Source organism: Promicromonospora sp. NFX87 (genome assembly GCF_048564965.1).
Taxonomy (GTDB): Bacteria; Actinomycetota; Actinomycetes; order Actinomycetales; family Cellulomonadaceae; genus Promicromonospora.
In genome coordinates this window covers 219,687-240,591 of the sequence record NZ_CP183413.1, presented here as the reverse complement: position 1 = coordinate 240,591, position 20,905 = coordinate 219,687, and the positions used below count along the sequence as shown (strand labels likewise).

The 20,905-nt window shown below is 73.0% G+C and carries 19 protein-coding genes; 4 read left to right on the top strand and 15 right to left on the bottom strand.

All coding sequences use genetic code 11. The features are described from left to right. Positions 1-5: 5 nt before the first annotated feature. The 8 genes from mshA to ACNYC2_RS01135 form a co-directional block, all read right to left on the bottom strand. The gene (mshA, locus tag ACNYC2_RS01170) at positions 6-1,361 is read right to left on the bottom strand and encodes a D-inositol-3-phosphate glycosyltransferase (protein WP_419707752.1); all 1,356 of its coding nucleotides are present in this window, start codon (positions 1,359-1,361) and stop codon (positions 6-8) included. Next, positions 1,361-2,458 carry a lactonase family protein gene (locus tag ACNYC2_RS01165; protein ID WP_419705297.1) on the bottom strand — a complete coding sequence of 366 codons (1,098 nt, stop codon included), beginning with the start codon at positions 2,456-2,458 and terminating at the stop codon, positions 1,361-1,363. Before ACNYC2_RS01165 ends, mshA begins: the two co-directional genes overlap by 1 nt. A gap of 109 nt (positions 2,459-2,567) precedes the next feature. Further along, on the bottom strand, positions 2,568-2,900 hold the full coding sequence (locus tag ACNYC2_RS01160; protein WP_419705296.1) for a histone-like nucleoid-structuring protein Lsr2: 333 nt from the start codon (positions 2,898-2,900) through the stop codon (positions 2,568-2,570). Positions 2,901-3,075: 175 nt separating this feature from the next. After that, on the bottom strand, positions 3,076-3,258 hold the full coding sequence (locus ACNYC2_RS01155) for a hypothetical protein (protein WP_116677027.1): 183 nt from the start codon (positions 3,256-3,258) through the stop codon (positions 3,076-3,078). A 39-nt stretch (positions 3,259-3,297) separates the two neighbouring features. Beyond that, complete coding sequence (gene lysS, locus ACNYC2_RS01150; protein WP_419705295.1) at positions 3,298-4,824, bottom strand: lysine--tRNA ligase; 1,527 nt, start codon at positions 4,822-4,824, stop codon at positions 3,298-3,300. Positions 4,825-4,923: 99 nt separating this feature from the next. Continuing rightward, positions 4,924-5,853, bottom strand: a complete 930-nt coding sequence (nadC, locus tag ACNYC2_RS01145; protein WP_419705294.1) for a carboxylating nicotinate-nucleotide diphosphorylase — start codon at positions 5,851-5,853, stop codon at positions 4,924-4,926. Then, positions 5,850-6,518, bottom strand: a complete 669-nt coding sequence (locus ACNYC2_RS01140; RefSeq protein ID WP_419705293.1) for a GntR family transcriptional regulator — start codon at positions 6,516-6,518, stop codon at positions 5,850-5,852. Before ACNYC2_RS01140 ends, nadC begins: the two co-directional genes overlap by 4 nt. Positions 6,519-6,621: 103 nt before the next feature. Next, positions 6,622-8,145, bottom strand: a complete 1,524-nt coding sequence (locus ACNYC2_RS01135; RefSeq protein ID WP_419705292.1) for a hypothetical protein — start codon at positions 8,143-8,145, stop codon at positions 6,622-6,624. A 229-nt stretch (positions 8,146-8,374) separates the two neighbouring features. Here ACNYC2_RS01135 and ACNYC2_RS01130 point away from each other — a divergent pair, with 229 nt between their 5' ends. Genes ACNYC2_RS01130 through ACNYC2_RS01115 form a run of 4 tightly spaced genes read left to right on the top strand, consistent with a single transcriptional unit; the run spans position 8,375 to position 13,948 of the window. Then, entirely contained in the window at positions 8,375-9,652 is a 1,278-nt protein-coding gene (locus ACNYC2_RS01130; RefSeq protein ID WP_419705291.1) for an NRAMP family divalent metal transporter, read from the top strand. Between the two features lie 44 nt (positions 9,653-9,696). Further along, on the top strand, positions 9,697-10,479 hold the full coding sequence (locus tag ACNYC2_RS01125) for a LamB/YcsF family protein (protein WP_419705290.1): 783 nt from the start codon (positions 9,697-9,699) through the stop codon (positions 10,477-10,479). Further along, a complete protein-coding gene (locus ACNYC2_RS01120; protein ID WP_419707751.1) occupies positions 10,479-12,185 on the top strand; it encodes a carboxyltransferase domain-containing protein in 1,707 nt (568 codons plus the stop codon). The genes ACNYC2_RS01125 and ACNYC2_RS01120 overlap by 1 nt, the downstream gene beginning before the upstream one ends. Then, the gene (locus ACNYC2_RS01115; protein WP_419705289.1) at positions 12,182-13,948 is read left to right on the top strand and encodes an acetyl/propionyl/methylcrotonyl-CoA carboxylase subunit alpha; all 1,767 of its coding nucleotides are present in this window, start codon (positions 12,182-12,184) and stop codon (positions 13,946-13,948) included. Before ACNYC2_RS01120 ends, ACNYC2_RS01115 begins: the two co-directional genes overlap by 4 nt. Positions 13,949-14,120: 172 nt before the next feature. Here ACNYC2_RS01115 and ACNYC2_RS01110 read toward each other — a convergent pair whose 3' ends face one another. Genes ACNYC2_RS01110 through ACNYC2_RS01080 form a run of 7 tightly spaced genes read right to left on the bottom strand, consistent with a single transcriptional unit; the run spans position 14,121 to position 20,904 of the window. Further along, entirely contained in the window at positions 14,121-15,794 is a 1,674-nt protein-coding gene (locus tag ACNYC2_RS01110; protein ID WP_419705288.1) for an L-aspartate oxidase, read from the bottom strand. Continuing rightward, complete coding sequence (gene panD, locus ACNYC2_RS01105) at positions 15,791-16,297, bottom strand: aspartate 1-decarboxylase (RefSeq protein ID WP_419705287.1); 507 nt, start codon at positions 16,295-16,297, stop codon at positions 15,791-15,793. The genes ACNYC2_RS01110 and panD overlap by 4 nt, the downstream gene beginning before the upstream one ends. 4 nt (positions 16,298-16,301) lie before the next feature. Further along, a complete protein-coding gene (gene panC / locus ACNYC2_RS01100) occupies positions 16,302-17,276 on the bottom strand; it encodes a pantoate--beta-alanine ligase (protein WP_419705286.1) in 975 nt (324 codons plus the stop codon). Beyond that, on the bottom strand, positions 17,273-18,247 hold the full coding sequence (locus tag ACNYC2_RS01095) for a Rossmann-like and DUF2520 domain-containing protein (RefSeq protein WP_419705285.1): 975 nt from the start codon (positions 18,245-18,247) through the stop codon (positions 17,273-17,275). The genes panC and ACNYC2_RS01095 overlap by 4 nt, the downstream gene beginning before the upstream one ends. Positions 18,248-18,260: 13 nt before the next feature. Next, positions 18,261-19,895: a PH domain-containing protein gene (locus ACNYC2_RS01090; RefSeq protein WP_419705284.1), complete on the bottom strand. Its 1,635-nt coding sequence runs from the start codon at positions 19,893-19,895 to the stop codon at positions 18,261-18,263. Then, positions 19,892-20,383 carry a PH domain-containing protein gene (locus ACNYC2_RS01085; protein WP_419705283.1) on the bottom strand — a complete coding sequence of 164 codons (492 nt, stop codon included), beginning with the start codon at positions 20,381-20,383 and terminating at the stop codon, positions 19,892-19,894. Before ACNYC2_RS01085 ends, ACNYC2_RS01090 begins: the two co-directional genes overlap by 4 nt. A gap of 35 nt (positions 20,384-20,418) precedes the next feature. Beyond that, entirely contained in the window at positions 20,419-20,904 is a 486-nt protein-coding gene (locus ACNYC2_RS01080; RefSeq protein ID WP_377140226.1) for a DUF3180 domain-containing protein, read from the bottom strand. Between the last annotated feature and the right edge of the window lies 1 nt (position 20,905).

Here is a 20,905-nt window from a genome sequence, read left to right as displayed (position 1 = left end):
GAGTTCTATCTCGCCAGGGTCGGTTGTCTTGTCGCGTGGTGCTTGCGCGCCTGCTCGTAGACGTCCAGGATCTCGTCGGCGGCGCGGTCCCAGCCGAACCTCGTCGAGGAGGCGCGAGCGCCCACGGCCAGGCGGGCACGGAGCGCGTCGTCGTCCAGGAGGCTCTTGAGGACCAGCGCCCAGCTCTCGGGCTCGTGGTCGGGTACGAGGACCCCCGAGACGCCGTCCTCGACCACCGTGCGCAGCCCGCCCACCGCGGCCGCGACGACCGGGGTGCCCGTCGCCTGCGCCTCCGCCGCGACGAGGCCGAACGACTCGCTGTGCGACGGCACGGCCACCACGTCCGCGGCCCGGAAGTAGTCGGCGAGCACCTGCTGCGGCACCGGGGGCCGCACGAGCACGTGGGCGGCCACCCCTTCCTGGTAGGCGAGCGCCTCGAGCTCGCGGACGGCCGTCGGCCTGCCCGACGCCCCGCCCAGGACTACGAGCAGGGGCGGCTGGCCGTCGCCCTCCTCCCATACCCGCTCCCCCAGTGCCCGGACCAGCACGTCGGGGCCCTTGAGCAGCTGCACGCGCCCCGCGAACAGCACGATCTTCCGGTCCACCGGTAGCGCGAGGCGCTCCCGCAGCCCGGCCCGTTGCGCGGCCCGACGGCGGTCCCGCTCCGCCGGGTCTCCCCCGGCCACGTCGGGCGGCGGGGAGAACACGCCGAGGTCCACGCCGGGCTGCACCACGCGCACCCGGCCGGGGTCGGCGCGGTAGTCGCGCACCAGGTCGGTCGCCTCCTGCTCGGTGTTCGCGACGAGGACGTCGGACTCCGCGACCACCTGCTCCTCCCCGATGATCCGGCCGTGCGGTTCGGGGGCGTCCCCCGGTGCGAGGGAGGCGTTCTTCACGCGCGCCATGGTGTGCATGGTGTGCACCAGCGGGACGTCCCAGCGCTCGGCGGCGAGCCAGCCGACCTGGCCCGAGAGCCAGTAGTGCGTGTGCAGCACGTCGTACCAGCCCTCCGGCCGGTGCGCCTCGGCGCGCAGCACGCCCGCCGCGAACGCGCACAGCTGGCCGGGCAGGTCGTTCTTGTCCAGCCCCTCGTACGGCCCGGCCGAGACGTGGATGACGCGGATCCCCGGTTCGGCGTCGGTCACCTTGGGCTGGGCGGACGTCGTCGCGCGCGTGTAGATCTCAACCTGCGCCCCGCGCCGGGCGAGCGCCCGGGACAGCTCCAGCACGTACACGTTCATGCCGCCCGCGTCGCCCGTCCCGGGCTGCTCCAACGGCGATGTGTGCACGGAGACCATCGCGACCCGCAGCGGGCGGTTCGCGCCGGTCTCGCCGAGGCCGGGAGGCAGGCTGTCCCGCATCATGCCTCCAGGACGCACGCAGGCACGGGCAGCTCCAGTCGGTCCGTGATCTCGCCCTTGCCCGACGCGCGGTCGAGCCGGACGGCGATCAGCTCGTCGGTGAGCTGCGCGGCCACCACCACGATGCCGCCGTCGGCCAGGACCGCGTGGTGGCGCGGCCAGGCGCCCGCGCCGAGGTCGACGTCGGCGACGTTCTCGACGACCAGGTGCCCGACGGCGCCCGGCACGGCGTCGTCGAAGCCCTCCGTCGTCGCGGCCGCGTCGTGGATGCGGAGCACCGACAGGACGTCCGGGCCGCGCACGCCCACGTGCACCAGGTCGCCGGCGACGGTGATGTGCGAGGGGTAGCCCGCGGCGCCGTCGGGCGTGGTGCGCGCGGTGATGGCCACCGAGCCGACGTGCTCGAGGCGACCGGGGCCGGCGGGGACCAGGACGTGCAGCCGGCAGTCCAGCTCGCCCGCGACGAGGATCGTGCCGTCGGCGAGCTCCACGAGGTGGCGCGGGCCCGTGCCCGGCGGCAGGACGGCGGCGACGGTGCCCGACGGTTCGCCGTCCGCTCCCGACCCGTCGAGCGGGTAGGTGCGCAGCTCGTCGGTGCCGAGGTCGGACACGAGGACACGGTCCCCCCACACGTGCACGAAGTGCGCGTGCGGGCCCTCCTGCCGGTCCGCGACCGGACCGGTCCCCTCGTGCGGGAACGTGCGCGGCTCGCCAAGAGCGCCGTCGGCGTCGAGCGGCACGACGGCGGCGACGCCGTCACCGTAGTTGGCCACCCAGGCGGCGGAGTCGGTGGCCACGACGTGGCACGGGCCCGAACCGCCCGAGGTGACAGTGGCCGCGGGCGTGAGCGCGCCGGCGTCGGACACGTGGAAGGAGGTGAGCCTGCCGGGCCCGGCCTCGCCCACCGCCAGGAGCGTGCGCCCCGACGGGTGGAGCGCGAGGAACGACGGCGAAGGGACCTCTGCGACGAGCTCGCCACCGGCGAACTTTCCGCCCGGGCCGATACCGACGCGCCAGATGCCCTCACCGGTCCCCGGCTCGGTCTCGGCCTTCGGGTAGGTGCCGATCCACAGGGCAGCAGCGGTAGGGGTGCTCATGCAGCCAGCCTAATGACGTTTCGCCCGTGCTCCCGCCGGAGATGCACGACGCCCCGGCCGCCCCGTTCAGGGGCGCCGGGGCGCAATATGCCGTCGTGCAGGCGACGCGTCAGCCGTTGGCCTTCGCGTATGCCTCCTGGACCTCTGCCGCGATGCGGCCACGGTCGCTGACGGTGTAGCCGTTGACCTTGGCCCATTCGCGGACCGCCGCCGTGTCGCTGCCCGAACGCGACCGACGCGTGGTGCCGGCAGCGCGCGCGACCGGCGACTTCACCTTGCGTGCGTGGCCGACCCACGAAGCGAGCGCGTCACGCAGCTCGGCCGCGTGCTTGGCATTGAGGTCGATCTCGTAGGAGACGCCGTCGAGGCCGAAGTTCACGGTCTCGTCGGCGGCACCGCCATCGATGTCATCTTCGAGAACAAGCTGAACCTTCTGAACCATGCGGGTACTTCCCTTCGAGCCACAATTTCCGGGGTTAGTTCGTGAGCATGCCGCACTCAATATTGACATGTCAATAATGGTCGTGTGACACCGATCACCAAAACTTCACCCGGCGCAGTTGAACTGCGTGGATTTTGATCCGGAAGGCCACCAGGGATAACCTCGGCCGCGCGGATCAGCGCGAAGGGGAATTCTCCGTGTTTTCTGCTGCCGCCACCATGCCCTCGCGATCCATTCGCTCGAGGGCCTCTCGTTCGTGACGGTCCGCGCGAAGGATCTTGCGCATGGCAAACCAGAACAACAGGCCGACGCCCACCGAGGGCGTCAGCCCCGCGAGCACCGCAAGTGTCGTATCCATCACAAGATCCTCACAAACTCATCGGGTGGTTCGAATTCCTCAGGCCTGCGGCTTCACCAGCGGGAAAAGGATGGTCTCGCGGATGCCCTGACCGGTCAGAGCCATGAGCAGACGGTCGATGCCCATGCCCATTCCGCCCGAAGGGGGCATCGCGAATTCCATCGCGGTCAGGAAATCCTCGTCGAGCAGCATCGCCTCGGCGTCGCCGGCCGCGGCCATCCTGGCCTGCGCCTCGAAGCGCTGCCGCTGGATCACCGGGTCGACCAGCTCTGAATAGCCGGTAGCCAGCTCGAAGCCACGGATGTACAGGTCCCACTTCTCGACCTGTCCCTTTTCCGTGCGGTGGTCCCGCGTGAGCGGCGACGTCTCCACGGGAAAGTCGCGCACGAACGTCGGTGCGGACAGGTGGTCGCCCACCCGGTGCTCCCAGAGCGTCTCGACGAGCTTTCCGTGATTCAGGATCTTCTTGTTGCCGACCTCGACATCAAGACGCCCCGCGATCTTCTCGAGCTCCTCCACCGACGTGTCGGCCGTGATCTCCTCGCCCAGGCTTTCGGAGAGCGAGTCGTACATACGCAGGTTTGCCCATTCCCCGCCGAGCTCGTACTCGGAGTCGTCAGGAAGGGTCACGAGCGTGGTGCCGAGAACGTCCTGTGCGGCCGTCTGCACCAGATCCTTGGTGAGTGCGCCGATGGTGTTGTAATCGCCGTAGGCCTCGTACGCCTCGAGCATCGCGAACTCGGGCGAGTGCGACGAGTCGGCGCCCTCGTTCCGGAAGTTCCGGTTGATCTCGAAGACCTTCTCGACGCCGCCGACGACTGCCTTCTTGAGGAAGATCTCCGGCGCGATACGCAGGAAGAGGTCCAGGTCGTACGCATTCATGTGCGTCGAGAAAGGCCGCGCGGACGCGCCGGACGCAATGGTCTGCAGCATCGGCGTCTCGACCTCGAGAAAGCTGCGGCGGTGGAAGTTCTCACGCAGGGACCGCACCACGCCGGCGCGCAGGCGCACCATGTCGCGCGCGGCGGGGCGCGCGATGAGGTCCACGTAGCGCTGCCGGACGCGCGCCTCCTCGGACAGGTCCTTGTGCAGCACCGGGAGCGGGCGCAGCGACTTGGCCGCCATCTGCCACTCGTCGGCGAAGACGCTCAGCTCGCCCCGTCGCGACGCGCCGACGCGGCCGTGCAGGAAGAGGTGGTCGCCCAGGTCGACGTCGGTCTTGAAGGCGGCGAGCGCCTCCTCGCCGAGCACGGCGAGGCTCAGCATGCCCTGGAGGCGGTTGCCCTCGCCGTCCTGCAGCGTGACGAAGCAGAGCTTGCCGCCGATGCGGACGAAGACCACCCGGCCGGCGATGCCCACGAGGTCGTCGGTCTCCTGGCCGGCCTCGAGGTGGCCGTACGTCGCGCGGACCTCGGAGATGGTGTGCGTGACCGGGACGCTGACGGGGTACGCCTCCGTGCCTTGTGCCAGGAGGCGCTCCCGCTTCTCGCGCCGGATCCGCAGCTGCTCGGGCAGGTCGTCGGTCGGCGGGGTCGCGGCGTTCTCGGCAGCGGGGTTCTGGCTCACGGACCCGATTCTATCGGTGCCGATCACCCGCTGAGTGCGGGATTTTCGCCCGGTTGGCCACACCTGAGGGGCGAATATCCCGCACTCAACGACAGGAAGTCAGTGGCGGAGGTCCAGGGCCAGGTCCAGGATGGGGGCGCTGTGCGTGAGGGCTCCCACCGAGAGGAAGTCCACACCCGTGGCCGCGACCTTCTGCGCCTTCTCGAGCGTCAGGTTGCCGGTCGCCTCGAGCTCGACGTGCGCGGGGACGCCGTCGTGCCCCTCCCGCTCGCGGACGGCGGCCACGGTCTCGGCGAGCAGCGCCGGCTCCATGTTGTCCAGCAGCAGGAAGTCCGCGCCCGAGGCCAGGGCCTCCAGGGCCTGGTCGGTCGTGTCGGCCTCCACCTGGATCTGCACGTCCGGGAACCTCTCGCGGACGGCGGCGACCGCGGCGGCGACCGACCCGGCGGCGACCACGTGGTTGTCCTTGACCATGGCGACGTCGTACAGGCCCATGCGCTTGTTCGTGCCGCCGCCGGCGCGCACCGCGTACTTCTCCAGGGCACGCAGGCCGGGCGTCGTCTTGCGGGTGTCGAGGACCTGCGCGCCCGTGCCCGCCAGCTCCCGGGCGAAGGCGCGGGTCGCCGTCGCGACGCCGGAGGCGCGGCTCGCCAGGTTGAGCAGGGTCCGCTCGGCGACCAGCAGCACCTGGGTGGGGCCCTCCAGCATCGCCAGGACCTGGCCGGCGGTGACGGCGTCGCCGTCCTGCGCGTGGAACGTGGCGCGCGGGCTCGCCAGGCCCAGGCGGGACGCCACCTGGTCGAGGACCTCCCGCACCACCACGAGGCCCGCGACGACGCCGTCCGCGCGCGCCACCAGCTCGGCAACCCCGGTGGCCGACGGCGGGATGGTCGCCTGCGAGGTCACGTCACGGCCCGGAGCGGGCCCGAGGTCCTCGTCGAGGGCGATGCGCACGGTCCGGGCGACCCAGGCGGCGTCGAGCCCCGGGTTGACCGTGCTGGGGGTGCCGAAGACGGGGAGAGTGCTCACGGGCTCACCGTATCCGCCGCGCCGGGCACCCCCGCGCCGTCGACGATGTCCTGGAGCATGCGCTCCGAGTCCGTGAGGTACCGGTTGAGGTCGGCCGCCGCGCCGTCGGCGTCGCCCGACAGGAACCGGCGCAGGAGGCTCGCGTTCCGGTCGACGAAACCGTCGAAGAACGCGCCGTTCTCGCCCAGCAGGCCGAACGACAGGCGGAGCTCGGCGGAGAGGTTCGCGTGCACGCGGTCGAGACGCGGGCTGCTCGCGAGAGAGACGATCCCCGAGTGGAACCGCATGTTCGCCGCGGCGATGTCGCGCCAGTCGCCGCCGAGCCGGGCGGCGAGGGCCGCGTCGACGGCGTCGCGCATGGTGCGGGCGCCGGGATGTGCGGGATCGCCCGCCGCGAGCGCCGGGACCTCGATGAGCCGCCGGACCCGGTAGATGTCGACGACGTCGGCGAGGGTGGGACGGGCCACGGCGACGCCCGCGTTGGGGCGGCGGACCAGGAGGCCCTCGTGGACCAGGATGCGGAAGGCCTCGCGCAGGGTGTTGCGGGAGACGTCGAGCGTCTCGCTGACCGCCTGCTCCGAGAGCCGCTGCCCGGGCGTCAGCCGCCCCGTGACGATCAGCTCGCGGATGGCGTCCGCACTCCGCTCTGCCCGATCCGTCGTCACGCACTCATCCTACGGATTCGCCGAAGTAGAGCGCTTGTCCGCCTTGTTTGCCGGTTTGGTCCGGCTGTGGGGCGGACAAGCGCTCTACTTCGGCGATCCTGGGTTAGTCGACCGTGTCCAGGACCGACTGGATCAGGTTGCGGGACTGGGCGGCTATCGACGTGCGCCAGGCGTCGAAGGTTGGGTCGCTTACCGCGAAGGTGGTCTCGAAGTGCTGCATGTCCGGGGTGTGGATGTGCCCGGCCGGGATGTCGAGCCCGGCGCGGTCACGCAGCAGCGTGTTGCGGTAGGCGCTCTCGTTCGAGAGGTAGTTGCCACCACCCCCGCTGTACGAGCACGAGCCGTCGGCCGGCGGTACCGGCGGTGTCGCGGGCGGGTAGGTGACGGACGGCGGGCTGTTGAAGGTCTGGCGCACGGGCGACGCGCAGTCGGGGAACTGCGTGTAGCTGGTGTTCCAGACGACGCCGAAGGCCACCGACGGGTCGGGCCAGGTGTCGCCCGGCGGGCGCGGGACGTCGGCCCCGGTGTCGGCGGCGATCATCTCCGCGATCGGCAGGCTCGCCGTGGTCCACTGCGGCGGGTCCGTGAGCCCGTCGCCGCCGCCCCAGCGGTCGACGACCTGGATGTTGCACCCCGGGTTGTTGATCGCGAGCTGCGGTACGCCGCCCACGGCGGGGCATGGCAGCCCCCGGTCGTTGCCCGCGAAGGTGCCGTGGTAGCGGGCGTTCCACTGCTCCAGGTTGAACTGCGACCCGCCGGCCTGGCTCACGGTGATCGACGCGTCGACCTGGCGCGGCCCGGGCTCCATGAACGGCCCGACGGTGTCCTCGAGGTAGCCCCGCTCGAACTCCGGGTAGCTCACCGGCAGCGTGTACGCCTCGACGTGGGCGAGCGTGCCGTCGTCGGTGCGGTAGGTGGTGCCGTCCAGCGAGAGCGCCGTCGCGCCGGACGGGTTGCCGTGCCGGATGTTGTTGCCGACGGTGCCCGGCGCCGAGGAGGTCGTGCCGCCGTCGAGCGTGTAGACGTCGAACCCGCTGACGATCACGCGCAGGACGTCGTCGCCGGGCGGCAGGTCGATGTCGAACATGCCGCGCGCGGCCTTGTCGAACGTCTCGATCAGGTCGGCCCGCTCGGCGTGGGTGAGGCCGCCGCGCGGCGCCCACTGGCGCAGCACCGACATGGCCTCGACGCGGGTCCAGTACAGCGGCCGGTCGTCGCTCGCGGGCAGGTCACCGCGCACGTGGCCGTCGCTCTGGGCCCGGCGGACGGCGGCGTCCCACAGGGCCTCACCCGAGCGCTCGACCAGCGCGGTCGCGGCGTCCGGCGTGCGCGTGCGGCACAGGGCCGCCGTGAGGGCTGCCGTGTATCCGCCGAACCCGCCGCCCTCGATGACGGTGCGGGCATAGGTCTTCTCGGCGGGGACGGTCGGGTCGGCGGCGTCGGGCAGGCGGGCCGCCAGGCGGCTCTCCTCGACCGAGAGCTGGCGGCTCGGATCGAGGCAGCCCGCTCCGGAGCCGGACCCTGGCGCGGCCTGGGCCGCGACCGGAGCCGCCAGTGCGGTGGAAGCACACAGTGCGAGGGCGACGGCGCCTGCTCGCACCCTGACGGCGGTACGTGGTCTGAACATTCTCGACATGATGAAGTCACTTCTCCCCTCGGAGGTGGTCGTCACGACCGTAGGGGTTCGTTGAACAATCCAACAGGGTTCGCCACGTAAATATCTGGTGTCCCGGACTGTTCCCGAGCACTGGAGCCGTGTCATGATCGACAATGTTCCGCAATGCGGCGGAAACATCCGACGAGGAACATCCTGACTGTTGAACAATCCGGCTCAACACATCGACCAGGAGGACGCCATGTCCGACACGAGCCACGAGCCCGCCACTTCGCCGGCAGAGACGCCGACGACCCCACCGGCCGCCAGAGTCAGGCGGTTCGCCTCAGCGCGCAGCCGCTCCCTGCTGGGCGCGCTCTTCCTCATGGCGACCTCCGCCATCGGCCCCGGCTTCATCACGCAGACCGCCACCTTCACGCAACAGCTCGGTGCCGCCTTCGCGTTCGGCATCCTCGTCTCGATCCTGCTGGACCTCGCAGTCCAGATGAACGTCTGGCGCATGATCACGCTGACCGGCAAGCGTGCGAGCGTGCTGGCCAACGACGCCCTGCCGGGCAGCGGCTACGTGCTGGCCGTGCTCATCGTGCTCGGCGGGCTCGTCTTCAACATCGGCAACACCGCGGGCGCGGGCCTGGGCCTGAACGCCCTGTTCGGCCTCGACCCCCGCCTCGGCGGGGCCATCAGCGCGGTCATCGCCATCGCGATCTTCCTCGCCAAGCGCGCCGGGGCCGTCGTGGACCGGGTGGTCATCGTGGCCGGCGTGGTGATGATCGTGCTCACCGTGATCGTCGCGATCCTGTCCGACCCGCCCGTCGGCGAGGCACTGAAGCAGACCGTGCTGCCCGACACCATCAACTTCGCGACCATCACCACCATCGTGGGCGGCACCGTCGGCGGGTACATCACGTACGCCGGCGCGCACAAGCTCCTCGACTCCGGCACCGCCGGACCCGAGCACATCCGCGAGGTCAACCGGGCCGCCGTCAGCGGCATCATCGTCACGGGCGTCATGCGGTACGTGCTGTTCCTGGCGGTCCTCGGCGTCGTCGCCTCCGGCGTCGTGCTCGACGTCGCGGGCAACCCCGGTGCCGACGCGTTCTCCGCCGCCGCCGGCGAGGCCGGGCTGCGCATCTTCGGCGCGGTGTTCTGGATCGCCGCGATCACCAGCGTCATCGGCGCCGCCTACACGTCCGTCTCGTTCCTGCCCGTGTTCTCCGCGAAGATCGTGGGCCGCACCGCAGACCTGTGGACCGTGGGCTTCATCGTCGTCTCGCTGGCGGTCTTCCTGGCCCTCGGCACCGCGCCCGCCACCCTGCTCGTGTTCGTGGGCGGCGTGAACGGCCTCATCCTGCCCATGGGCCTGACCCTGTTCATGTACATCGGCTGGTTCCGCGGCTCGCTGCTGGGCAGCGTCCGCTACCCGCGGTGGCTCCTGGTGGTCGGCACCCTGGCCGCCGTGGTCACCTGGTACATGGCGGTCAACGCGGTGGGCCCGATCTTCGACCTGCTGTCCGCCTGAGCCTCTGGCTCGGCACCTCGCACCACCGAAAGGACACCCGCACCATGAGCGCCGTCGACCTGAACAGCGACCTCGGGGAGGGCTTCGGCCGCTGGACCCTCGGCGACGACGAGCAGATGCTCGGCATCGTCTCCAGCGCCAACGTCGCCTGCGGCTTCCACGCCGGGGACCCGGCGTCCATCCGCCGCACCGTGCGCTCCGCCGTGGCGCGTGGCGTCACGATCGGCGCGCACGTCGGATACCGCGACCTGGCCGGGTTCGGCCGCCGCAACATGGACGTGCCGGACGACGAGCTCGAGGCCGACGTCGCCTACCAGATCGGCGCGCTCCGCGGCCTGGCCGACGCCGAGGGTGGCGTCGTCACCTACGTGAAGCCGCACGGCGCGCTGTACAACACGGCACAGGTGGACGAGCGGGTGGCCCGGGCGGTCGCGGCGGCGGTCGCCGCGGTCGACCCGGGCCTCGTCCTGCTCGGCCTGCCCGGCAGCGTGGCCCTCGCCGCGGCGGCCGAGGCGGGGCTCGCGACCGCCACCGAGGCGTTCGCGGACCGCGCCTACACGCCGGAGGGCCGCCTGGTCTCCCGGCGTGAGCCCGGTGCGGTGCTGCACGACGCCGACGACGTCGCCCGCCGCATGCTGCGCCTGGTCACCGAGGGCGTCGTGACCGCGGTGGACGGGTCCGACGTCGCCGTGCGCGCCGACTCGGTGTGCGTGCACGGCGACTCCCCCGGCGCCGTCGCCATGGCCCGGCGGATCCGCGAGGTGTTCGACGCCGAGGGCATAGAGCTCACGGCCTTCGCCCCGGCGGGCGGCGGCTCCGCAGCGTGATGCGGGTACTGACCGCCCGCGACGACGCTCTCCTGGTCGAGCTCGACGACCTGGACCAGGCGGTCGCGCTGTACGAGTCCCTCCTGAGCGATCCCGTGCGGGGCGTCGGCGTGCCCGTGCCCGGCGCGCGGACGCTGCTGGTGCCGTTCCGGCCCTCGGCCGTGTCCGCGTCGGCCCTGGCCGCGGAGCTGCGGGGACGACCGCTGGACCGCCGCGCCACCTCCGCCGCGCGCACCGTCGAGATCCCCGTGCTGTACGACGGCGCCGACCTCACCGAGGCGGCCGACCTGCTGGGCTGGAGCCCCGAGGAGCTGGTCCGGCGGCACACCGCGGCGGCCTGGACGGTGGGCTTCGTCGGGTTCGCGCCCGGCTTCGCCTACCTGACCAGCGACGACCCCGAGCTGGTGGTCCCCCGGCGACCGACTCCACGCACCCGGGTGCCGGCCGGGTCGGTCGCGCTGGCCGGGCCGTACAGCGGCGTCTACCCGCGGGAGAGCCCCGGCGGCTGGCAGCTCCTCGGCCGCACCGACGCGCCCGTGTGGGACGTGACGCGCGAGCGCCCGGCCCTCCTCCTCCCGGGCGACGAGGTCCGCTTCACGGCGGTGCGCGCGCTGGCGGCCGCGACGGTCCGCCACGAGCAAGCGGTTGAGCATGCTTCCCCGGTCGAAACCATGCGCGATCGCTTGGTCGCGGCGGACCTTCGCGGGACGCGAGGGCTTGAGGTGGTCGGGGCCGGGGTGTCGGCGCTGGTGCAGGATCTTGGGCGGCCCGGGTCCGAGGGGGCCGGGGTTTCTGCGTCCGGTGCGCTGGACCGGCCTAGCCTGCGGGCGGCCAATCGCGCGGTCGGCAATCCGTCAGGGGCCGCCGTCGTCGAGTCCGTGGGCGGACTGCGGCTGCGCGCCCACGGCCCACAGGTGCTCGCGGTGACGGGGGCGGTGGGCGAGATCGCGGTGCGGCCGGGCGACGGCGAACCGCGCCCCGACCGCCGTCCGCTGCCGGGCGAACCCTTCGCGCTGGACGACGGCGACGAGCTGCGCCTCGCACCGCCCGCCCGGGGCGTGCGCGCCTACGTCGCGGTGCGCGGGGGGATCGACGTGCCGCCCGTGCTGGGCAGTCGCGCCACGGACGTGCTGGCCGGGCTGGGGCCCGAACCGCTCGGGTCGGGCGACATCCTTCCCGTCGGGGCTCCGGAACGCGGACTCTCCACTGTCGAACCATGCGGAGCCGAACGACCCCGCGCGCGAGCCGCCCAGGACCCGGCGAACCCGGCAGAGGCGCCGTCGTCCGACAGCCACGATCGCCTGCCCGCACCCGGCGAGGTGACGGTGCTGCCGATAGTCCTGGGGCCGCGCGACGACTGGTTCGACGCCGCGACCATCGCGCGGCTGACCGGCCAGGACTGGCTGGTCACCCCGCGCTCCAACCGGATAGGCCTGCGTCTGGACGGCGATCCCCTCGTCCGAATCCCCGAACGCGAGGGCGCCGAGCTGCCGAGCGAGGGCTGCGTCACCGGCGCGATCCAGGTTCCGCCGGACGGTCAGCCGGTCCTCTTCCTCGCCGACCACCCGCTGACCGGCGGGTACCCGGTGGTCGGGGCGGTCGTCGCCGACCACGTGCCGCTCGCCGGACAGCTCCCCGCGGGCGCACGCGTCCGCTTCACCATCCAGAACCACCCAGGCCAGAACCACCCAGGAGGCACCCCATGATCCGCACCGTGCTCGTCGCGAACCGGGGCGAGATAGCGGTCCGTATCGTCCGTGCATGCGCTGACCTGGGGATCCGCTCCGTCGCCGTGTACGCCGACGGCGACGCCGACGCCCCGCACGTCCGCCTCGCCGACGAGGCCTGGGCCCTGGACGGCCGCACCGCCGCCGAGACGTACCTGTCGGTCGAGAAGCTGATCGACGTCGCCCGCCGGTCGGGCGCGGACGCCGTCCACCCCGGCTACGGCTTCCTTTCCGAGCGGGCGTCCGCCGCGCGGGCCGTCGAGGAGGCGGGGCTCGTGTGGGTCGGACCCACATCGGCCACGATCGAGCTGCTCGGCGACAAGATCGCCGCCCGCGACCTGGCCCGGACGGTCGGCGCGCCCCTGGTGCCCGGCTCGGACGGCCCGGTGCCCGACGCCGCCGCGGCGCTCGCCTTCGCCGAGGAGCACGGCCTGCCGCTCGCCATCAAGGCGGCGCACGGCGGCGGCGGGCGCGGCATGCGCGTGGCCAGGACCCTGGAGGAGGTACCCGAGCTGTTCGAGGCCGCGCGCCGCGAGGCGGAGGCCGCCTTCGGGCGCGGCGAGTGCTTCGTCGAACGGTTCCTGGAGCGGCCCCGGCACGTGGAGGCGCAGATCATCGCCGACGACCACGGGCACGTGGTCGTGGCGGGCACGCGGGACTGCTCGCTGCAGCGGCGCAACCAGAAGCTGGTCGAGGAGGCGCCCGCGCCGTTCCTCGACCCCGCGGTGCGCAAGCGGATCCACGAGTCCGCGCGGGATCTGTGCGCCGCCGCCGGGTACCGCGGCGCGGGAACCGTCGAGTTCCTGCTCGGCGCGGACGGCACCCTGTCGTTCCTGGAGGTCAACACCCGGCTCCAGGTCGAGCACCCCGTCACGGAGGAGACCACGGGGCTGGACCTCGTCGTCGAACAGCTCCGCGTCGCGAGCGGCCTGCCGCTGTCCGTGACGGAGGACCCCACCCCGCGCGGCCACGCCGTCGAGCTGCGGCTCAACGCCGAGGACCCGGCGCGCGGCTTCCTGCCGGGCCCCGGACGCATCGACCGGTTCGTGCCGCCCTCCGGTCCGGGCGTCCGGGTCGACGCCGGGGTGGAGTCCGGGTCGGTGATCCCCGGCGAGTTCGACTCGCTGTTCGCCAAGATCGTCGTGTGGGGCCCCACCCGGGAGGCCGCGCTCGCGCGGGCGCGGCGGGCCGCGGCCGAGGCCGTGGTCGAAGGCGTGCCGACGGTGCTGCCGTTCCACCGCGCGGTCCTGGCCGACCCGGCGTTCACGGGGTCGGGCGGCGGTTCGGGCGGGCCCGGCTTCGCCGTCCACACCCAGTGGATAGAGACCGAGCTCCTCGCCGCGCTGGACCCGCAAGCGCTCGCCGCGCCGGTCGTCGAGCCCGGGGTCGTGGAGACGTGGGTCGAGATCGACGGGAAGCGGCACAAGGTGCGCACGCCGGGCGGCATCGGGTTCGCAGGCTCCGGGCTGCCCGCCGGCACGACGGCGCAGGCCGCGCCACCGGCGTCAGGCTCTGAGACGGGCGACGGACGGGTACCGCTCCTCCCCGCGATGCCCGGCACCCTGGTCCGCTGGCTGGTGGCCGACGGCGAGACCGTTGCCGACGGCCAGCCCGTCGCCGTCGTCGAGGCGATGAAGATGGAGTCGCAGCTCGTCGCGGAGTCGGCGGGAACCCTGGAGCACACGACAGCGGAAGGCACCCAGATCACGGCGGGCGAGCCGATCGGCTACGTCAGGCGCTGACCGGCCACGACGTCGTGGCCGAGTTCGGTCAGTTGCTCGCCCGCGCTCACGACTTCGGTCGCTTACCTTGAGATCGGTCCATTAAATGACCGATCTCAAGGCAACCGACCGATCTCACCGCGGGGCCGCGTGCAAGCGACCGAAGTCGCTGCCACCTTCGAACCCGGACCGGTCAGCGGGCCTGCAACACCCCGTCGTCGTCCAGCCAGATCTCGACCCGGCGCTTCCACGCCTCCTCCGGCTTCGGGAAGTCCGTGCGGTAGTGGCCGCCACGGGTCTCCTCGCGCAGCGTGGCCGCCCGGGTCAGGGCGCGGGCCACCTGGTAGACGTTGGTGGTCTCCCACTCGGCGGCCTGAGGTTCGGCCACGACCTCGGCCGCCAGGTGCGCGTCGGCGCGGACGGCGGCGAGCCGCTCGTCGACCTCGGCGAGCGAGCGCGCCGACCGGATCACCCCGGACCCGGCGGACGTCACCTTCTGGATCCGTGACCGGGCGGCGGCCGCGACCAGCCCTGATCCGCCGGAACGCTCGGCGGGCTCTCCCGGCTTGAGCTCGCCGGCGTCGAACCGGGCAGCGACGTCGCGCGCCGCGCGGAAGGCGAACACCAGGCCCTCGAGCAGCGAGTTCGACGCGAGCCGGTTCGCCCCGTGCACGCCGGTGCACGCCACCTCGCCGACCGCGTACAACCCGTCCACCGAGGACCGCCCGTCGAGGTCGGTCACGACGCCGCCCGAGTGGTAATGCTGGGCGGGCGCCACGGGTACCGGCTCCTCGGACCAGTCGATGCCGGCCTCCAGCAGCCGCGCGTTGATCGTCGGGAACCGCGTCCGCAGGAACTCGCGGCCCAGGTGGCGGGCGTCGAGCAGCACGTTGTCGGCCCCGGTCGCGGCCATCTGCCGCACTATGGCGTGCGCGACGACGTCCCGCGGCGCCAGCTCCGCCATCTCGTGCACCGCGGGCATGAACCGGTGCCCGTCGATGTCGAGCAGGAGGGCGCCCTCGCCGCGCACGGCCTCCGAGATGAGGGGCACCTGGCCCTTCGCGCCGGTACCCAGCCACAGGACCGTCGGGTGGAACTGGACGAACTCCAGGTCGCCCAGCACCGCGCCGGCCCGGAGCGCCGCGGCGATGCCGTCGCCCGTCGCGCCCGCAGGGTTGGTGGAGGACCGGAACACCTGCCCGATCCCGCCGGTCGCCAGCACGACGGCGGGAGCCAGTACCGCGCCGACGCCGTCCCGCGAGCCCTCGCCCCGCACGTGCAGGGTCACGCCGCACGCCCGGCCGTCCACGGTGGTCAGCACGTCCAGCACCAAGGCGTTCTCCACGACCTCGATGCCCGGGTCGTGCCGGACCGCCTCGATCTGCGCCACGAGCGCCCGGGAGATCTCGGCGCCGGTGGCGTCCCCGCCCGCGTGCGCGATCCGGTCGGCGCGGTGGCCGCCCTCGCGGGTGAGCGCGATGTCGCCGTCGGCCGCCTTGTCGAAGACCGCGCCGCGCGCCACGAGCTCGCGCACGCGCTCCGGACCCTCGGTGACCAGCACCTGCACCGCGTCCGGGTCCGACAGGCCGCCGCCCGCCGCGAGCGTGTCCGCGAGGTGCGCCTCCGGCGAGTCCGACGGGTCGAGCGCGGCGGCGATCCCGCCCTGCGCCCACACCGTCGACCCCGACAGGAGGCGGCCCTTCGTCACGAGCAGCACCCGCGGTACGTGCGTGCGCAGCTCGAGCGCCGCCGTCAGCCCGGCGATGCCGGAGCCGACGACTATCGCGTCGGCCTCCGCGGTCCAGCCGGGGGCCGGGGCGGCGAGGGAGCGGAAGAGGCGCGGTCCAGGTCCGGCAGCGCCGCTCACGCTCGGCCCGACGCCGTGCGCACCAGGCCGGCCTGCTGGAAGGGCTCGATCGGCAGGCCGCTCTCCTCCAGGCCGTACCCGTCGGGTACGAGCCCGGGCTCGTCGCTCAGCTCGACGATGCGGTTCTGCTCGTCGACGAACACGACGTTCGGCAGGAAGGTCCGCGCGTCGTGGTCCGAGAGCATGCCGTACGCGATCAGGATGACGACGTCGCCCGGGCTGACCAGGTGAGCGGCGGCGCCGTTGATGCAGATCTGGCCCGAGCCCGGCTCGCCGGGGATCACGTAGGTGGTCAGCCGGGCCCCGTTGGTCACGTCGACGACGTCGACCTGCTGGCCGGGGATCAGGTCGGCGGCGTCGAGCAGGTCGGCGTCGACGGTGATGGACCCGACGTAGTGCAGGTCCGCCTGCGTCACGGTGGCGCGGTGGATCTTCGCGATCATCATCGGCCGCTGCAACGATGCGGGGCGGCCGACGGGCGGGCGGTGCTCGGTGGAGCTCATGGCGTTACCTCTGGTCTGGCGAGACCTCGACGGCCTGGTTGTCGATCAGGCGGGTGGTACCCACCCGTGCGGCCACGAGCAGCAGCGCATGGCCGGAGAAGTCGTCGGTCACCGCGTCCACGGTCACCGGATCGACGAGCGCGAGGTAGTCGATCACGACGCCGTCGGCCTCGTCCAGCACCTGGCGGGCGGCGTTGATCACACCCGCCGCTCCGCGGCCGGCGGCCGCCGCGCCCGCCCCCAGCGCGCGCGACAGCGCCAGGGCCCGCTCGCGCTCGTCGGCGGACAGGTAGGCGTTGCGCGAGGACATCGCGAGGCCGTCGCCCTCGCGCACCGTCGGCACGCCCACCACCTCTACCGACACCTCCAGGTCGCGCACCATGCGGCGCACCGCGAGCAGCTGCTGGGCGTCCTTCTCGCCGAACAGCGCGACGTCGGGCCGCACCAGGTGCATCAGCTTGAGCACCACGGTCAGCACCCCGTCGAGGTGCCCGGGGCGGTGCTCACCCTCCAGCACGTCGCCGATGCGCCCGGCGGAGACCCGCACCACGGGGTCGCCGTCCGGGTAGACGACGTCGGGCGTCGGCGCGAAGACGAGGTCGGCCCCGACGCCGGCGAGCTTGGCGACGTCGCCGTCCAGGTCACGCGGGTAGGTCTCCAGGTCCTCGCCCGCGCCGAACTGCAGCGGGTTCACGAAGATCGTGACGATGACCTGGCCGTTCGGGCCGGCCTCCGCGCGCGCCCGGCGCACGAGCTCCAGGTGCCCGTCGTGCAGCGCGCCCATGGTCATGACCACCGCTCGCCTGCCGGGTTCGGCGTCGAGCCCGGACGGCTCCAGCGGGCCCGCGATCGCCCAGCGCATCTGCGCGTCCCGCAGCTCGGAGCGGGTGCGGACCACGAGCGGCGTGCGCCGCGTGGACCCCGTGCTGGTCTGGGCGCCGAGCGGGGTGTCGGTCGGGGTGATGGCCTCGGTGCTCACTGCGTGTTCCTTTCTGCGCGCGACTCTCCCGTCGCACTGTCCAGCGCGTCCAGCAGGTTCTGTGCGGTGGAGTCGTTGATGCGGTGGCTCGCGAGCGCGCGGCGGGTGGCCCCGCGGGCGAGCTCTGTGTAGCTGTCCGGCACGTCGGTGGCGCCGCTCGCGGCGGCGAGTGCGCTGAGCTCGGTCAGGTGGCGGCGCACGGTACCGACGTCGCCCCGCGAGACCGGCCCGGTGAGTGCGGCGATGGCCCCGGGCCCCATACCGTCACGCGCGTCGGCCGACCGCGTGGCCGACTCCAGCGCCGCCGTGAGCAGCGGTGCCAGCACCCTGCCGGGCGCCTCGATGCCCGCGGCCTCCAGCGCCTGTGCGGCCTGCGCGACGAGCACCACCAGGTGGTTCGCGCCGTGCGAGAGGCCCGCGTGGTACAGCCCGCGGAGCTGCTCGTCGACGATCACGGGCTCGCCGCCGATCTCGACCACCAGCGCCTGCCCGATCGGCAGCACCGGCGCCGGGCCGGTCACGGCGAACGTGCAGCCTTCCAGGCGGGCCAGGTCGAGCGACGTACCCGAGAACGTCATCGCGGGATGCACCGCGAGCGGGATCGCGCCGCCCAGGCGGGCGGGCTCCAGGACGGAGGTCCCGTAGCGGCCCGACGTGTGGATCGCGAGCTGGCCGGGCTGCCACGCCCCGGTCTCGGCGAGGCCTGCGACCAGGGGGCCCAGGGCGTCGTCGGGCACCGCGAGGAGCACGAGCTCGGCGCGCTCGACGACGTCGGGCACCTCAAGGTTGGGGACGCCCGGCAGGAGCATGTCGATGCGCTCCCGGGAGTCCTCGGAGATCCCGCTCGCGCCGACGACGGCGTGGCCCGCGGCGCGCAGGGCGCTGCCGAGCACGGCACCGACGCGTCCTGCGCCGACCACACCGACGCCGAGCCTGCCGGGCCGTCGGCCCGGATCTGCGGATTCAGTCACGGGACATCACCGGTCACTCACTCTGTCTCTCCATCCATCGTTCCGGACCGGCGGCCGCACGCGCCGTGCGGGCCCGCATGGCCTGCTCGGCCATGAGCTGCGCGGCGTCGGCGGCGTCGAGGTGCGGCACCTCAGGCTGCACCGGACCCTGCGTGGAGTGCACCTGGAACGACGCGACACCCAGCCTGCGCTGCCACGGGCCCTGGCTCAGGCCCAGCGACTGCGTCCGCTCGTGCGGCACCACGTCGAGGATCTTCACCATGCGGCCCCGGCGCATCAGGAGGGCGCGACCGGTCACGGCGAACCCGTTGCGACGCCAGGCCACCGGATCCAGTATGCGCGTCCGCCGGGATGCCGTGACGTACGAGCTCTCGGTCCGGGAGTCGCCGTCCAGCCCCGCGTCGAGGATCCGGCGCGGCTCGTCGACGCCCAGGTCGGGCAGCACCAGGGACAGCACCGTCAGCGCCTCCTCACGGGTGCCGACCGGCAGGAGCACGCTGTTCTTCTCCTCGCTCTCGCCGCCGTAGCCCGCGACGTTCACCTGCACCCGCCACCAGTCGCGCCCGCGCCACAGCACGCTCTGCACGAGGCGTACCGCCTGCACGCGGCCGGGCGGGATGGTCTGGGAGCGCGTCTCCAGCATCCCGTGCCGCAGCCGGACGCCGTCGGGCGAGATGGCCACGCGGAAGTCGAACTCGCCCGTGAGACGGCCGAACAGGTAGCCGCCGGCGCCCAGGACCGCGGGCAGCGACGCGGACATGACGGCGAACTCGCCGGTGGCGATCATGACGACCAGCACGGCCAGTGCCCACAGCACCAGCGTGATCATGGCCCCCGACCGCACGACCGAGGCGATCAGCCGGCCCAGTGGCACGCTGAGCACCGGGACCTGGGGCGCCTCGAGGCTCACCGGTGCCGTCGGTCCGTACGGCGACGCCTCCGGCCCTTCTGCGGGTGCGGCGGCATCCTGGGTCGCGTCGTGCGGGCCGACGTCGGAGGCCTCGCCCTGCGGAGCGGTCCCGGCCGGAGCGGTCACCGCACCCGGCACCGGCTGGGTGCGGGCGGCCGAGCCGGTCCTGGCCACCTTGAGGCCCGCCGCGCGGGCGAGGAGCTCGGCGCGGAGCTCGTCGGCGTCGGACCCTTTGAGGAAACCGATGGCGATGCCGGAGTCGGTGCCGCCCGCGGTCTCCAGGGTGAGCTCGCACAGGCCGAAGAAGCGCGCCACGAGGGGCTGCCGGATGTCCACCGACTGGAGCCGGTCCAGGCGGGCGTGCCGCTGCTGGCGGAACAGGATGCCGCGCCGCAGGTGCACGGTCTCCTCGCCGATGGCGTAGGTGGTCATGCGCCAGGCCAGCACCGAGTAGCCCCACCCCACCAGCGCGATGGCGGCGAGCGCGACGAAGAGGGTCCACCAGTACTCGCTGGAGATGAGGGCGATGAGGCCGCCGCGCGGCCCGCCGTCGAGGCTCTGCTGGCCGAGGATCACGATGGCCGCACCGACCACCGCCCAGCCCCGGACCAGTGGCGTGACCGGGTGCACGCGCCGCCAGTCCAGGTCCTCGGCCTCGGGCTGGCCGGAGCCGTCCTGCCGGCCGGCGGCCGCGCCGCGCTGGTCGATCTTGTCGAGGCCGCCCTCGGGCGTGCTCACAGCCCCGCCAGACGGGCCTCACCACGGGACGCAAGACGGTCGCGCAGGCGCGCCGCCTCGTCCGGCGGCAGACCAGGGATCTGGGCGTCCGTACCGACGGACGCCGTGTGGAGCTGGACCTTCGCCAGGCCCAGCTTGCGGTCCAGGGGGCCCGCCTCGACGTCCACGTACTGCATGCGGCCGTACGGCACCACGACCATCGACCTGAACATGACGCCCTTGCGGATCAGGAGATCGTTGTCGCGCTCGGCGTAGCCGATGGCCCTGACCTGGCGCGGCACCAGGAGGATCGACCACACCAGGAACAGGGCAGGGATGCCTGCGAGGAGCCAGAACCAGGGACTGACCGTCACGGCGAGCACTACGCCGACGATCGCGGGTATGCCGAGGGTGATGGTGGCCGGCACCAACATGGCCGTCACGAGACGCGGGGACACGCGGCTCCAGGTCACGTCGTGCGGTTCGAAGGGGCTGGTCATGATGGCCATTGTTCCGCAGAGGGCAAGCCCTCGACACCGTTACGTCAGGCCGGGGCCGGAGACTCGCCTTCGTCGGAGCTGGCACGGTCCTTGTCGGACGGCGGCAGCTCGCAGAACTTCTCCACGACCAGACCCACCACGGAGAGCCCCACCGAGCACAGCACCGCGATACCGGCGGCCACTGCACGGTCGCGCCGGGGCTCGATGGCAAGGTCTCCCAGCACCACCAGGACCTGCGCCAGGTACCAGCCGCCGAGCAGCGCACCCGTCAGCGCGGCGGCCTTGGCCAGGACGAGCGTCCGCGCGGCCCGGAGCCCGTCGAGCGACGGCCGCTTGCCCTTCTGGTACGACCGCACGGTCCAGCCCGACCAGAACACGGCGCCGGCCAGCGCGAGGATCGCCACGTCGACCAGCCACGGCACGACCGGCAGGTACACGCTGCGCGCCTCGAGGGCGCGCAGCACGAGCCAGCCGACGATCGCGACGGCGACGAGAACTGCGATCAGGGACCCGATCGGGGTTCTGCGCATG